15 protein-coding genes are annotated in these 13,813 nt (G+C 41.8%); 5 read left to right on the forward strand and 10 right to left on the reverse strand.

All coding sequences use genetic code 11. From position 1 onward, the window contains the following. Positions 1 to 9 precede the first annotated feature (9 nt). Positions 10 to 870 (reverse strand): sulfite exporter TauE/SafE family protein, encoded by an 861-nt coding sequence (locus tag NZ896_04650; protein MCS7116744.1) that lies wholly within the window; start codon positions 868 to 870, stop codon positions 10 to 12. Positions 871 to 1,059: 189 nt separating this feature from the next. Here NZ896_04650 and NZ896_04655 point away from each other — a divergent pair, with 189 nt between their 5' ends. Beyond that, the gene (locus NZ896_04655) at positions 1,060 to 1,704 is read left to right on the forward strand and encodes an endonuclease III (protein MCS7116745.1); all 645 of its coding nucleotides are present in this window, start codon (positions 1,060 to 1,062) and stop codon (positions 1,702 to 1,704) included. Positions 1,705 to 1,733: 29 nt separating this feature from the next. Here the strand turns inward: NZ896_04655 and endA are convergent, their stop codons facing one another. From endA to NZ896_04670, 3 genes are all read right to left on the reverse strand, one after another. Then, positions 1,734 to 2,288, reverse strand: coding sequence for a tRNA-intron lyase (gene endA / locus NZ896_04660; GenBank protein MCS7116746.1), 555 nt, complete (start codon positions 2,286 to 2,288; stop codon positions 1,734 to 1,736). Between the two features lie 12 nt (positions 2,289 to 2,300). After that, a complete protein-coding gene (locus NZ896_04665) occupies positions 2,301 to 2,954 on the reverse strand; it encodes a DUF47 domain-containing protein (GenBank protein MCS7116747.1) in 654 nt (217 codons plus the stop codon). Between the two features lie 125 nt (positions 2,955 to 3,079). Further along, entirely contained in the window at positions 3,080 to 4,846 is a 1,767-nt protein-coding gene (locus NZ896_04670; GenBank protein MCS7116748.1) for an ATP-dependent DNA ligase, read from the reverse strand. A gap of 175 nt (positions 4,847 to 5,021) precedes the next feature. Here NZ896_04670 and NZ896_04675 point away from each other — a divergent pair, with 175 nt between their 5' ends. After that, positions 5,022 to 5,351, forward strand: coding sequence for a 40S ribosomal protein S25 (locus tag NZ896_04675; protein ID MCS7116749.1), 330 nt, complete (start codon positions 5,022 to 5,024; stop codon positions 5,349 to 5,351). A gap of 45 nt (positions 5,352 to 5,396) precedes the next feature. On the opposite strand, the gene NZ896_04680 is transcribed toward NZ896_04675, so the two are convergent. Together NZ896_04680 and NZ896_04685 are read right to left on the reverse strand one after the other, a co-directional pair. Continuing rightward, positions 5,397 to 5,558, reverse strand: a complete 162-nt coding sequence (locus NZ896_04680; GenBank protein ID MCS7116750.1) for a hypothetical protein — start codon at positions 5,556 to 5,558, stop codon at positions 5,397 to 5,399. Positions 5,559 to 5,617: 59 nt separating this feature from the next. Next, positions 5,618 to 5,995: a cyclophilin-like fold protein gene (locus NZ896_04685; GenBank protein ID MCS7116751.1), complete on the reverse strand. Its 378-nt coding sequence runs from the start codon at positions 5,993 to 5,995 to the stop codon at positions 5,618 to 5,620. Positions 5,996 to 6,109: 114 nt separating this feature from the next. Here NZ896_04685 and NZ896_04690 point away from each other — a divergent pair, with 114 nt between their 5' ends. From NZ896_04690 to NZ896_04700, 3 genes are all read left to right on the forward strand, one after another. Continuing rightward, a complete protein-coding gene (locus tag NZ896_04690) occupies positions 6,110 to 6,433 on the forward strand; it encodes a DNA-directed RNA polymerase subunit K (GenBank protein ID MCS7116752.1) in 324 nt (107 codons plus the stop codon). 66 nt (positions 6,434 to 6,499) lie between these two features. Beyond that, a complete protein-coding gene (locus NZ896_04695) occupies positions 6,500 to 6,847 on the forward strand; it encodes a DNA-binding protein (GenBank protein ID MCS7116753.1) in 348 nt (115 codons plus the stop codon). A 316-nt stretch (positions 6,848 to 7,163) separates the two neighbouring features. Beyond that, positions 7,164 to 8,519 carry a hypothetical protein gene (locus NZ896_04700; GenBank protein MCS7116754.1) on the forward strand — a complete coding sequence of 452 codons (1,356 nt, stop codon included), beginning with the start codon at positions 7,164 to 7,166 and terminating at the stop codon, positions 8,517 to 8,519. 114 nt (positions 8,520 to 8,633) lie between these two features. Here the strand turns inward: NZ896_04700 and NZ896_04705 are convergent, their stop codons facing one another. From NZ896_04705 to NZ896_04720, 4 genes are all read right to left on the reverse strand, one after another. Then, positions 8,634 to 9,758 carry a glycosyltransferase family 39 protein gene (locus NZ896_04705; GenBank protein ID MCS7116755.1) on the reverse strand — a complete coding sequence of 375 codons (1,125 nt, stop codon included), beginning with the start codon at positions 9,756 to 9,758 and terminating at the stop codon, positions 8,634 to 8,636. A gap of 113 nt (positions 9,759 to 9,871) precedes the next feature. Next, positions 9,872 to 10,522 (reverse strand): BsuPI-related putative proteinase inhibitor, encoded by a 651-nt coding sequence (locus tag NZ896_04710; protein MCS7116756.1) that lies wholly within the window; start codon positions 10,520 to 10,522, stop codon positions 9,872 to 9,874. Between the two features lie 85 nt (positions 10,523 to 10,607). Next, positions 10,608 to 11,696, reverse strand: a complete 1,089-nt coding sequence (locus NZ896_04715) for a hypothetical protein (protein ID MCS7116757.1) — start codon at positions 11,694 to 11,696, stop codon at positions 10,608 to 10,610. Positions 11,697 to 11,708: 12 nt separating this feature from the next. Then, positions 11,709 to 13,813: hypothetical protein (locus tag NZ896_04720; GenBank protein ID MCS7116758.1), on the reverse strand; the 2,105-nt coding region annotated here is incomplete at its 5' end.

A 13,813-nucleotide genomic window follows, 5' to 3' on the forward strand; every position in this document is an offset into this window, starting at 1 on the left:
TTAAAATGATTACATCAGTAACCTCGTTACCGCCATGAATATACCTACACTGATCATCAGCAATCCAAATATAAATTGTATTAATTTACTTTTTAACCTTTTAGCGATTCGAGTACCGATCTGAGCACCTGTAACCGTACCGATTATCAGAGGGATCGCATACTCTAACGATATATTACCGAGTAAGAGGTGTGCATAAGCCCCTGAGATGCTGGTGAAGATTATTGTAAATAGCGAAGTCGCCGTGGCCAAATGTATGGGAACCTTCATCACAAGTACGTATACCGGCACTATGATTATTCCCCCAGCTACACCAAGAAAGCTTGCCACGAATCCGCATAGAGGGAGTAACAAAAATCCTGGAATTGTACGTATGCGATATTCGAATACAGAACCCGAAGCATCCACTAACTTGCGATACCAACCTTTTTGTGAGCTACTCAACTTTGCAATCGTTCCCTCATCACTCTCTTTTCGCCTATAAAGAAGGCCAGACCCTAAAATCATCCTTAAGCCTATCAACGCTAAAGCGATGCCAAAGATACCACTTAACACTTTTGATTCAAAGAATTTGGTAGAGTAAGCACCCATATAAGATGTTGGTATAGTTAGAAGCACGGTGATGATACCGAGCTTCCAATCGATCCTTCTCTGCTTAAGGTAAACGATAGTAGCTGAGATGGCTGTGAATAATACGGTCGTGAGGCTCGTCCCCATGGCTACGTGGGCTTTTAAATTATAAACGAGGATGAGTAGTGGAATTATTATAAAACCACCACCCACACCCACAATAGATGAGAAGGTACCGATCAATACAGCCAGGATTGTGAGTATCAATGCGGTTAAGATCTCCAAAATCCTATCCAACATCCTTACAAACAGGTAGTTAAATTACTTTTTGGGAAAAAACCTCTGAACCTTATTAAAGACTTCATCCGAGTATAGAATCCTTCGACCTTTGATAATGTAGTAGGATAGAAATGTCAGAAGTATCTAAAGATAACATCTACCAACAGGATTCGATAATACTTTAATGAAGGTTTTGTAACTGTATTTGGTGTGGATATAGAGCGAATCTTAGAAAGTATGGCGAAGATGGTTGGAGAAGATGTATCTACCCTTGAGTGGGTAAGTCAAAAAAGGGACCCATTTCAAGTATTAATATCCACTATAATCTCATCAAGAACGAAGGATGAAATCACAAGAGAGGCTAGTAAAAGGCTCTTCAGTAGATACAAGGATGCCTATGAATTATCTCAAGCAGATGAGAGGGATATTGAGAGGTTGATCAAGCCTGCCGGTTTTTACAGGGTCAAAGCGAGGAGGATCAAAGAGGTTGCTCAGATGATCGTTAAGAACTTTGGTGGTAAAGTTCCAAGTAGTATCGAAGATCTACTCACATTACCATCGGTAGGTAGAAAGACAGCAAATTGTGTCTTGGTATATGGTTTTGGTAAGCCAGCGATACCGGTAGATACACATGTCCATCGAATTGCGAATAGGCTAGGTTTGGTAGATTCAAAGGTGCCCGAAGAGACCGAGTATCAATTGATGGAGAAGGTGAAGCGAGAATATTGGATCCAGATCAATGAGCTCTTCGTAAAGTTCGGGCAGAGAATATGCCAACCTATAAAGCCCAGATGTGATATCTGTTCTTTAACATCGATCTGTAAATGGTACAGAAGTAAAGGTAAGAGCGAATAGCCTCGACCCGATTTTATCTCTATCTTATGTTATGCCCTCCAACAATCGAATGATATAAATTTAACCTTCCTATTCTTCACATCACTGATGGCCATGATGAACTGCTTTCTTACAGTAGTAGCCAATCTGCCAGATAGAACGATCCCAGTGGCAGATATCTTATGATCGGGCTTTACAACTTCTATCAAGTATGGAGCGTGATCGATACCGGGTCCATATTCATAAACGGCAAAGTCACAACCAAATTTGATACCGGGCGTTACTACATAACCTGCCTTTCTTAACTCCTCATATACCAACAACTTCTCTTTAAAATTCACATACTCTTTATTACAAATCCTTTCAATGGCATTAAGAGAGAGTTCCTTCTTCGAATTGGCTCTATAAACCTTAAGCCTACCGATCTTCGTTAGATAAAAGCCTTCGATCAGGTCGAGAATTAAAGGTACTTGAAAATCTGCATTCTTTGGCTTTGGTATACCGAGGGGCTTACCATAAAAGCCCTCTTTAAAGAGGGCCCTTGCATCTTCGATATTCCAGATTATGATACGATTCTCCACCAACTCTCCACGAATAACGCCCATTTCAACCACTTATTAAAGGCCCAATGCGAGTATAGTAGCCGAATCTGCAGCGCGGAAGCACGTGTCACATATAGCTTCCATATGCTCGATGATATCCTTTAGCATAATCAAACCTCTTATATCATTAACGCTATTCAAAGCCTTCGTAATGGTGGCTCTATATTTAGCATCCATTTGGCGCTCGATCTTTTGCACCTCATTCGCCAATTCGATGACGGCCGATGGGTTTATGACTAAAGCCTGAATCAATTTATTTAGCCTTTGAACAGCCTCGACCGTCAGATCGATTATCTCTTGAAGCTCATCCTTTAACTTACTTTCGGTCAGAATGGTGGGCTTTAATTGAGTCAATCTGAAGAATGCACCACCGATATATGATACCACCTCTTCGATATTGTAGGCAGTCCTTAAGAGATCTTCTCGATTCATCATCATACTCCCTATCTCAGCAACTTCTCTCGTCAAGGCCCTTCTGAACGATTCGACATCCTCCTCAGCCTTCGTCATCCTATCCTTTATTTCAGCGAGGAGTTTTTCATCGCGATTTGTGAAGGAAGAGTAGGCTAGAGCGAGGTCACGAATAGCATCCAACACACGCCTAGATTCGTCTTGGAGTATCGATAGAGTCTTTCTTCGTGCCTGTGTTTCTAATTCACCACTGAACAAAGTCGATCACTGAACCTTATCCTTATAATAAATTAGCAGATATTACTTAAAATGTTTATCTTTTGTAGAGAGGAGGAAAATTTTGAGTAGAATAGCTTTCTAAAAAATCCTTTAAAATTGATGATTCATTCTAAGGGCTCTTCCTCGATCTTCTTTAATTGTTTACGATACAATTCGACGATCTCATCGACAGTCGTAGCATCTTCAGGGCTCTTATCATCCCTTAACCGGCCAGTATACTTGGGGAATCTTAAGGCTAGACCACTACCTTTCCTAATTCTATCGATACCACACGTATGTATCGGGCTCAGAGTAATTTCGGCAGCGATAGTTTCAATCACTATCTTCGGTACGAACCATACATCGGCATCGATCCTCGAATCGACCCTCGGATGCTTATGAGGGATTTTGTAAGGTTCGAGGAGTTTTGGGAAGTATTCTAAATCTTCATCGGTAAACCCCGTACCGATCTTGCACGCAGTTCTAAAGACATCTACTTCTTTATCGTATGCAGCGAGAAGAAAGGTACCATACTTTCCCGCCCTCCTCCCCTTTCCATAAAAGGCACCGACTATAACTAGATCGATCGTATCGGTCAACCCAGCCCTATACTCCCTCTTTAATTTTATCCAGGCGAACTCCCTCGCACCCGCACGGTAAAGGCTATCCAGATCTTTGATGACGAGGCCTTCACAACCATCGGTTATAGCCTGCTCCATGAACCTTTCGATCTCATCGGGCTTTGTAGCGATGATCGTAGGAACGATCTTCACCCTATCCGTCTCTACGATAACCTCTTCCAACCTCTTCCTCCTCTCCACGTAGGGCTTCGTTATATACTCTTCACCATCCACGTAGAGCAGATCGAAGAAGTTGAGTGCGATGGGGTATTGCTTCATCGCCTCCTCTATACCATACTTCCTTCTACGGTGCATCAACTCCTGGAAAGGTAGATATTCACCAGTATCTACATTTATCGCGACGACTTCGGCCTCCAAAATCCCTTCATTCACCTTAACATTCTCATTCACCAATTGAATGGCATCTGGATAATGGTTTGTGATATTCTCCAACCTCCTCGAGAAGAGTATTACTCGATCACCTTGCTTATGAATCTGTAGACGTTCACCATCGAGTTTATACTCAGCCGCAGCCTTGCCTTCTAACTTCTTCAGAATCTCTTCAGCACTCTCCAACCTCTCAGCTAACATAGGTCTTATAGGCCGCCCTATCTGAACCTTAAACTCTTTTAACCCTTCAAGACCTTTTAAAGCTGCGGTCTTCGCAACTAGACCGAGATCGCTGGAGAGATTGTAAGCCCTTTCTAGGATCGGTCTATTCGCTTTATCACCAGTATAAGCGATCGCTAAAGCATCTAGCACGGTATAATCAGCAATGCCTAAGCGAAGCCTACCTGTAACCATCTTCATAATATACTTAGCCTCTAAGGGTGTCGCATCGTTCAATAGGCGTGATAGATTTCGAAGTTTAATCTCTATAGAGCCTTCGCCCACACTCTTCGCCATTCTCTCGAATGTTGCATAAACATCCTCTACCGTCAATGGTGTAGAGAAGAGGGTCGTCTGAACCTTATTCTTCAGAATATTCTCAGCGACCAACCCGATATCACCGAGTTTCTGAAAGATTTCTATGATCTTATCTTGATTCATCCCAGAGACCATGGAGAGGGCTTTAATGGCTAATTTATCGGCCACTCCAATCTCGATACCTACATAATCCGGGTAGATTTTACCTTGTATTAAATAGATGACTTTATCCACGAGCTCTTTGGGCGTTCTTTTAAATAGATCTACGAGTATGTTCGTCAATTCAAGCCTCTTCGTAGTCTGGCTCAGGGCTTCACAAACTTCTGTTATGATCGAATAATCCAAGGCACCACCTTCCAACAAATTTAAAAAGATCACGAATTTATAAAAGGATCTTTTAAATTATGTAGTAGGGTTAATTGCCATTCTGATATCGTAGTTTCATCTACGTAGCATAACATCGTTCGATATTTCACTCCAAAAAATACTTATATTCGTTCATCTATCATAAATGATCGGTATGGGTGGCACTAAAAAGAGACCGTTAGCCCAAATGGAGAAGGCTCAGTTAAGAGAGGCTACTAAAAAAGAAGCTACTAAAAAAGAAGCTCCTCGAGTTACACAACAATCTAAGAGTTCGAAATCTTTAACTATTAAACTTAACGAAGATGATATAATTAAAGCCCTTAACCCACTGAAGGCTATAACCCTTTACAATGCCGCGAAGAGTCTAGGGGTGACACCATCGGTAGCTTCCATGTTAATTAAAATGATGGAGTCGAAAGGTCTATTAAAGAAGGTTGGAGGGTACAGTGGCCATTACGTATATGCGTTGACAACGATCACTTAAAAGTATGGTTTGTATGGTTTGTATCGCTCTAAGGTAGAAGTGAACCTATAACTTCTCAACTTTAATCTCATCCGGTTTGAATGGCCACACCTCATTTAGTACAGCATTCTTCACGATTTCACGAATTTCATCTTCACCCTTATCCTTTAATTCAAGATTCTTGATTTCAAAGATCATCGATTTTTGAATGGTGACCTTGAACTTCACATTCCCACCCTTATTCAGCACCACTCATCTTGATAGAAGGAATATTCTTAGATAAATACTTACTCAAGTATTCGTATCGATATTACATCACCAGGCCCAGCCCCTTCAAGTACCTCTATCCCCGAATCGACTTTACCCAGAGGGTTCATCCCTCTTGACACGACCGTATCTTTAAGGAAGAAGCATACACTCCCATTAAGAGGGAGGAATGCGATCTCACCTCTCTTAAATGATGTACGGGCCTTCTCCGATCCAACCGTTAATCCAGATATGAAGTATACAAAGCTATCTTCAAATTTACTGACCCTCCCTTCCAAGGGCATACTCCTTATCAGTTGATTCACGGTGATAGGGGCGAGGTGCTTAAAGAAGTATCCTTTGGCCACACCCTTTCTTAAAACTTCGATCTGAATACTAACTTTTGAATAAGAGATCAACCATAAAGATGATGATCGCTCGAGCCTTTTAAATTTTAAATCTAGATCGCAACCTTTATTTCCTAACCATCCACTCTTTTTATATCCTTAGGAGAGTTAGGAGGGTCTCGCTACATGAATAAAACTTTAAATTTAAAGGAGGAGAGTATAGTTGAGAGTAATTTAAAGAGAGAGGGAAGAGATATGGAGACTGTTCAAGAGTTTCAAGTTAAAATCGGACCTAAAAAGTTAACACGTTTTGAAAGGGCAAGAATCATTGGAGCAAGGGCCCTTCAACTCGCACTCGGAGCACCGCCTTTCATACCGATCCCGCCACATATAAAGGATCCGATAAGTTTGGCGATAGCCGAACTCGAATCAAGAGCTTTACCGATATCGATCCGTCGCACACTCCCCGATGGGACTTATCAAGATATACCCATCGATGTATTACTTTAGGTAACGTTGTAATTTGTAAAAATAAGTTTATATAGAGAGTCTTAAACTTCTTTAATGGAGTCTTAATTGTCTAATGTCAATAAACCAGCAGAAGGACAGGCTAAGGCTCAAGAAGTAGCTGAAAAAAAGAAGCCAGTAAGGACTTCGCCCCCCAATCATATATTCATAGGGAAGAAATCGCTCATGAGCTATGCGCTATCTTCATTGATTCAGTTGGCACAGAGCGATGAAGTCGTCTTAAAAGCAAGAGGTATGGTCATATCGAGAGCTGTCGATGTGGCCCAGATCGTAACAAAAAGGTTGGGCAATAATGCGTATGAAGTGAAGAGTATCAAGATCGATACAGAGAAGGTAGGGACCGGGGATAACGTTAGAAATGTATCTACGATCGAGATAACGATAGGGCGTAAGTAATCAGCAATAATTGAAGAACGGCTCGAGGAGGATTGTTCAAGAAGAAGTATTAGCTAGCGAGGGGCTTAGTTAGAGGATTGAAGTTTCATCACCTTTAATTACTTTTAATTACCTTAATCATCTTAATCTATCAACGAATCGAGTGTATCGATAGGATGAATCGAACGATTTATTCAGATTATCTAGACGATGTTAGAAAATTGAGGTTGCAAAAGGTTTGCATTTATTCTTTACACTTTTTTGATCGATGGTAATAAATATTTGAATCGAAATGTTTTTAAGCAAATTTTGTGAAGCTTTTTGTAATAAATAAAAGATGGCTGAATTAAATTATTCACCACTATTGGAAACACAGGTTGCAAAACGTATCCTATCTGATAGTGAAATCGAGCAGTTGGCAAAACAGTACGGCACACCTCTTTATGTAATAGATGAAGTGACACTTCGGAGAAAGTTGAATGAGCTTAAATCAGCCTATAACAACTTTATGGGTTCTGTCAAGATCGCATATTCTATGAAGGCGAATTTTAATCCCGGAGTGCTCAAAGTCTTCATTTCGGAGAATATACTTTTTGATATTACTTCGATCGGCGAATTGTACTTTTATTCGAGGTGTGGTGGGAGATTTGAAAATGTGATTTACACAAGTGTCACGGAGGAGAGGGATGAATATAGTGAAGTATTGAAGAAGGGTGTATCTACGATCGTTGTAAGCTCCTACAATGGTCTATCGAATCTGATCGAAGCTTCTAGCACATTAAATGTGCAACCAAGAGTGCTCATCCGTGTCAATCCAGAAGTAGGGGTGAAGGCCGAGGTAAGGGCATCCTACAGGTATGGTAAGTTCGGTGTACCATTTAATACGAGTTCATTAGATAGCGCAAAATGCTTATTGAAGAAGATCCTTTCTACACCACATTTAAAATTTGAAGGGTTCCACTTCCACCTAGGTTCACAGATCACCGATCCCACCTGCTACATCAACGCTCTAGATAAATTAGAGAATTTCATACTGAAGATGAGAAAGACGTATCCAGACTTAAGTGTCAACTCTATAGATATTGGTGGAGGTACTCCAGTCTTCTACGATGAACCGGTCCCTACACCTTACCAGATCGGTTCATTGGTGGCGGAGCGGTTGAACCGCATGTTGAGTAATTTAAAGTGTAAATTCGATTTGATCGTAGAGAGTGGAAGGTACCTATCTGCAGAGGCCTGTGTACTCATATCGAAAGTGGTGAATGTAAAAGAATATGCGAATCAAAGGTACGCATTTTTGGATGCTGGCTACCACCTCCTCCTTGATGCTGCACTACTCCGCCAACCTTATCCTTTAGATACAATCCCTAAATCATTCGTTAAAGACGATAATGTAAAGGTAAATGTCGTGGGCAGATTATGTGATACTTACGATGTATTTGTAGTCCCTCCATCATCGAACCTATCGGGGATCGAATGTGGCAAATTGGTCGTATTTTACAATGTAGGTGCATACTCGATAGTCTTCAATATGCCATTCCACTGCCAGACGAAGCCAGCGATCGTGATGAAGCTGATGGATGGTAGATACGTGCTAACGAGAAAGGCCCAAACGTTGGAGGAGCTCTTTATCGAAGAGGGCGGGGGTTTGGACATTCAATTTACAAAGAATGGTTCTGAGTCTATATGTTAAGATCTCATTCTAAGAACAGAAAGATTTCAAATTCTTCAAAAGATTTTTTTCTTTTTAGAATGTGGCAAAATGTAATTTTACGACCGCCTTGACGTTCTTAATGCGTGATATGATCTAACTTCTAGATCGTATAGAATTCAAGAAAGCCCCCCACTCCATTCTGTTTAGAGCATGGGCATCTGAATATTCGATCAGTAGAAAGCCCAAGACCATACCTAAAGACGTACTTCCGAGCATTACTAGGTGGCTAATGAATTTAGATTTGGGAATTTCTGTATAGAGTATAAGGATAGGTAGAATAGGTACGATATAACGTGCAAAGTGATCTGCAGACCAGGCTTGTCCAGTCGATATAGAGATTAGAGCAAAGTACCCCAGATGTATTATTATATAGAGTAAGATGAATAAGATAAGGAATTTCTTTTCCTTGGAGAGACTTCCAGGCATGATCGTCTTCTTCGAAAGAAAAGCCTTGATGGTTGAATGAAAGACTGGTGTTGCATAGCCCAGTATAAGTGCCACTCCCATTATAACCTTAACCGCTATTGAAGATAGAAGAGGAAGTGAAAGGTTTGTGAGCTTTGTAATGTCGATGACCGAAAGGGAATACTCTTCAGTCGGAATGTACGTACCGAAGAAAACATTGTTAAAGATCCAATAAACTATTAAAAGAGGGATTATAGAGAGGTATACGCAGGTAACCCTCAAACTTCTTGAGATGAACAAATAAAGGAATGTAGAAAGTATTAGGAGAATACCTGCGTATCTTGTTGTATAAGCTAAAAATGCAAAGACTGCCGAGATAAAGGTATCCTGCGCACCCTTGCCCCTGATTAAGAAATATATGGATAGAGTAAGAAGTAACATAAATAACGTTTCTGTCATCACTTTTGAGGATAACCAGATTACCACTGGATTGGATGCCACAAGTAATGAATGCACCAAAGCCCTTTTATGATCGGCATGAAGGTACTTCGATAAGAAGTATACAAGAAAGACTGTTAAACTGGTCGATATGTAAGGTATGAGCAGATAGCCATACTTTGTCACACCCAATAAACCTAAAGAAGTAGCGGTCAATAGAGAAAGAAGAGGGTAGATACGTGGGAAGGTACCTTTAGCGTATAGATCATGAGCTTGTGTAGCATATATACGCTCATCGCCCATAACCTTATCGGTTATAAAATATCCGCCAAAGATTACTATGCTAAGCGTAATCGTGATAAGGATTACTATCAAATATGCTCTCTCATGAATCATTATATTTCAAAAGAATGGTAGTAGAGATTTAAGATTTTTGGTATAGTATAGGGTTACTTTCTAATGCCTTAAAGGACCAAAATCGTAGATACTTATAAAGCGGGTATGACTTCGAAGTGTAAGGGAGGTGTTTTCAGAAATAGAGATGATTCTTTGCACCTTGGTGTATAGCACCCTTTGAGAAGAGCCTTCGATTCACCGATTAGAGTATAGGAGCCTCTTGAAAAGGTTTTAGGGCTCGATGAGAGTGCATCGATGATACTCTGACCTGGCTGTAGGGTCTTTTCGATGATGGCTTGGATGAATAGCTTATCTGAGGACCATCGATAAACTTCATCACCATCTTTGTAAACGACAAAGTCCGATTTCTGCCCCGATGTGTATAGAATGGTGACGGCTTCATCCCCGATATTGGCCAATTCAAGAATTACGTTCAACGGTTGACCTTCCTTTATCCTCAATGGAGCCTTCATAGTCAGTCGGAGTTGGCCTCTAATAGTAGATACCTCTCCAATCTCGGATGGTGTGATTCGCTCTTGACCATCAACGTTCATGCCCTGCTTTTTCTCTTCAGTACGTTCTTCAGGAGTGGAGCCTCGATTCTGAGAAACATTCCTCTCTTGTAGAGTAAGCAGACCTGTGTAGTAGCCTCCTAAACCAATTGCAGCAGCAACGATGAGAATTTTAAAGATGCGGTTGAAAAATCCTCTTCGAGTAAGCATTCTTAAAATTCTATAACTCATCGTAGATAAAAATCTTCATATTAGATAGATAGTTAGATGAGTTAGTTTAATTTAAATGATAAAAAATAAAGTGGGGAGAAGGCCCTTAACGGAGCCTCCTTACAAGTATCACTAACTCTAAGACTAGCGTGATGACTACGAGCGCTGCTACAACCAGTATGAATGTCGTTGCTGATGATACACCAGCACTTATCGAGTCGAGTGTACCCTTCAATCCACCAACGTCAGTTTTAATCCCTGAGACAGCACCACTAATCGCAGCTTGAGCCGATGATACCGCACCTGTAATCGCTGCCCTTGAATCATCCACAGCCTTCACTATAGCCCTTTGTGCATCACCTAGAGATGTTGTAATCCTCGTTTCGGTAGCCCTTAGCGAATCTGTCAAAGCCTTCGATACATCATCCAACTTCTTCGAAATCGCATCTCTACTATCGGTAACGGCCTTCTCTAATCGAGTAATATCATCTGTAGTAGCTAACTTTGGCATTACTTGGAATGTCGCCTGGCCATTGCCATCGGTACCTTCAGCCGTTGCAGAGACTAGGATAGCATGAATTCCCGTCAATGTAACCCTATACTCTAGGTAGTACCAGCCCGTCTCGACCTTCCTGATGGTGGGCTTCACATCGATCTTCGCACCTCTTGGATCGACGACTGTAGCCGTTGTGATCGTGGGATCTACCGCCTTGCCTGCGAATGTGAATAATACATAGGCCCTAACCGTATCGCCCGGGGCGAATACCGATGGCACACTGATACTCACTTGAAGCGTAACTTCTGGTACTGGTGGCTTCGGTGGTACAATCTCCTTTATGAGGTTGATCTTCTTCTCCGCTGTGAGCCCAGTCATCGAGTCGAAGGCCCTTAAAGTATAGATACCTTCAACCCAGGCTTTTGATGTAATGATTCTTGTAGCATAGGCACCTGTTGTATCGGCCATCACCTGGTCCAGAGCTACTAAGACACCAGCGGGATTGAAGAGCCTTATAGTTACCGCACTGTTGGGTGTTGCTGTACCTGATATAAGGATCGGCTCACCTAACACGTAAGTATCCTTATCAGTCGCTACTTTGATAACTTCAGCGAATGCTGGCGATATTGCCGATGTTAGTATAAGTACGATGATTATCGATAGTGCCGCTCTATTGGTAAAAAATAGGGGGGAGGCCATTTTTCACGTACCTCACGTTACAGTTATGGTCTTGGAGAAGACGGGTGATAGCGCCACTGGCTTCTCTAGACTCTCCCATACGTAAACTTCGACGGTGTAGCTACCAGCCCTTGGCGGTATCCATGTGATACCTGGTGTTGCCGATGCGCCTGGGGCTAAGGTAATATCTTGAATCCATGCGATATAAATTACTACACCCGCTGCATCTTTGACTTGTACGATGTATGTGAAGGTGTTGGGAACGACATCCCTATTCGTAACTTTAGCCCTTACTACGCAGAGTTGACCGACCTTTGGTGTAGTAATCGGTGCACCAGTAGCATCTACGAGCTCGGGTGTGCTTGCGGGTACTCGCTCTATCGTTGGTATCGGTGACCTTATTACCACACTAGCTGTAAATGTCTTAGCCTTATCCTCTGCTGCACCTATCCTTGTCACCCAATCTACTGGGAACTCATCTTTGTAGTGGATGGTAACTGTATCACCAATCCTTACGTAAAGTGTGCCTGTAATACCAGCTTCACCACTCAATGGTATTTGAGCCACGAACCTTCCACTATTCTTATCAGTCTCGACAGCCGATAGTGAAACACCTATCGGATCGCTGGTAGATGTTATAATGAGCTTCTGTATTATCTTGCCAGTCTCGATCGGTGATGGGCTGGGTATAACATCGATGGTATCTGGATCTTTATTAGCATCGGGATCTGTGATGAAGACCCTTAATAGGTCACCGGGCATGTAAGTAGCCTTTTCGAATGTGATTACTGGATCCCAGCTCTTTATAGCTACTTCTCTCGTCAATGTTGTTGCAGCTCCTGTAGCATCCTCTCTATCAACATAGGTTATCGACATTTTATCACCGGGCCTTCCGTAAATCTGCGCTGTTACAGTAGGATCGGTAGCTCTTTGCTCTGCTGCTGTTAGCTCTCTGGGTATCACTTTGATCTTCCTTTCAAAGACGTTTGTGGTGATACCCGTCTCCTCTATATACATAGTGTAACCCATTGGGTCTGAGTCTGTCTTCACTCTGATGGAGCCTCTACCACCCCTACCATCTATAACATCCTTTGTAGCTATATCGACATTCTCATCGGGATCTCTTAATGTTATTGTGATTATACCTCCAGGCCCTATCTCAGTCGCCGATAGGGTTAGAGTCCCTGTGTGTGATGGTACCCTAACTAAAGCTACCCTTCTACTCCACTCCGTCCAATCGGTAGGCCATGCAACCTTGGCTGGAGTAAGGCCTATCGGTGTTCTATCGAATACTCTGATCTCCAAATTAGAGCCTGGCTTCGGTCTGAAGCTAACACCACCTACAGTTTCGCCAACCTTAAACTCTGCCACGAAGACTCCAGTATTTGGTCCTGTTTCTTCAGCATCTTTGGAAATTGCTGTTGCGTTGGCACCTACTCTATCTGTCCATACCACATAAACTTTTACTGTATCGTTCTCTCTCTTCTCAGAGTCTAAGTTCCTATCAGGATCATTTACAGTAACTTTAAATGTCTCTCCATAACGTGCTATTGCTTTATCAACAGATATGAGTGTATCTGAGTTTTGGAAGATAACTTCTTTATCAACGGTCTTGCCAGCTGTCTCATCATAATAGACGATCTTGAGCTTAGCATTGATCCATTGACGGTCTGCTGCTGGACGTGATTGATCCACATCAATTGTAGCTGTGAAGATTCCAGTATTTATACCGGTCTCGGTGAATAAGACCCTCCTTCCTGCAGTAAAGTTAGCTATAGATTGTAAGATTGTACCATCTGCAGCTCTAATCACAATATATTCATCACGATGATCACCTACAATTATAGTTTCAGCGATTCTAGCATCTACATTCTCATCAGGATCATCTATAGTGATTTTAACCTTAACTCTATCACCAGCCGTTACTGGATATACATCTCGATCGAATGTGATTTTAGCTGTAATCACACCTATCGTTGTAGTAGCAGAGACGGTCGTTGGTGGGTCGAAGAGATTATCTTTCCATTCTACCTTTATAACATCGCCATCAGCGAGTGGCTTACCATCAGTTCTTTGCACTGCTGGTAACTTTAACTCTAATGTGAAGACTCCAGTATTGACTCCAGTCTCGATCAGGT

It is taken from the genome of Nitrososphaerales archaeon (assembly GCA_025058425.1).
In the GTDB taxonomy this organism is placed as follows: Archaea; Thermoproteota; Nitrososphaeria; order Nitrososphaerales; family JANXEG01; genus JANXEG01.

Bases quoted from the DNA above. Each gene is read 5' to 3' on its own strand.
- NZ896_04650 (MCS7116744.1), bottom strand. From the start codon at position 870: ATGTTGGATAGGATTTTGGAGATCTTAACCGCATTGATACTCACAATC.
- endA (MCS7116746.1), bottom strand. From the start codon at position 2,288: ATGGGCGTTATTCGTGGAGAGTTGGTGGAGAATCGTATCATAATCTGG.
- NZ896_04675 (MCS7116749.1), top strand. From the start codon at position 5,022: ATGGGTGGCACTAAAAAGAGACCGTTAGCCCAAATGGAGAAGGCTCAG.
- NZ896_04690 (MCS7116752.1), top strand. From the start codon at position 6,110: ATGAATAAAACTTTAAATTTAAAGGAGGAGAGTATAGTTGAGAGTAAT.
- NZ896_04700 (MCS7116754.1), top strand. From the start codon at position 7,164: ATGGCTGAATTAAATTATTCACCACTATTGGAAACACAGGTTGCAAAA.
- NZ896_04710 (MCS7116756.1), bottom strand. From the start codon at position 10,522: ATGAGTTATAGAATTTTAAGAATGCTTACTCGAAGAGGATTTTTCAAC.
- NZ896_04715 (MCS7116757.1), bottom strand. From the start codon at position 11,696: ATGGCCTCCCCCCTATTTTTTACCAATAGAGCGGCACTATCGATAATC.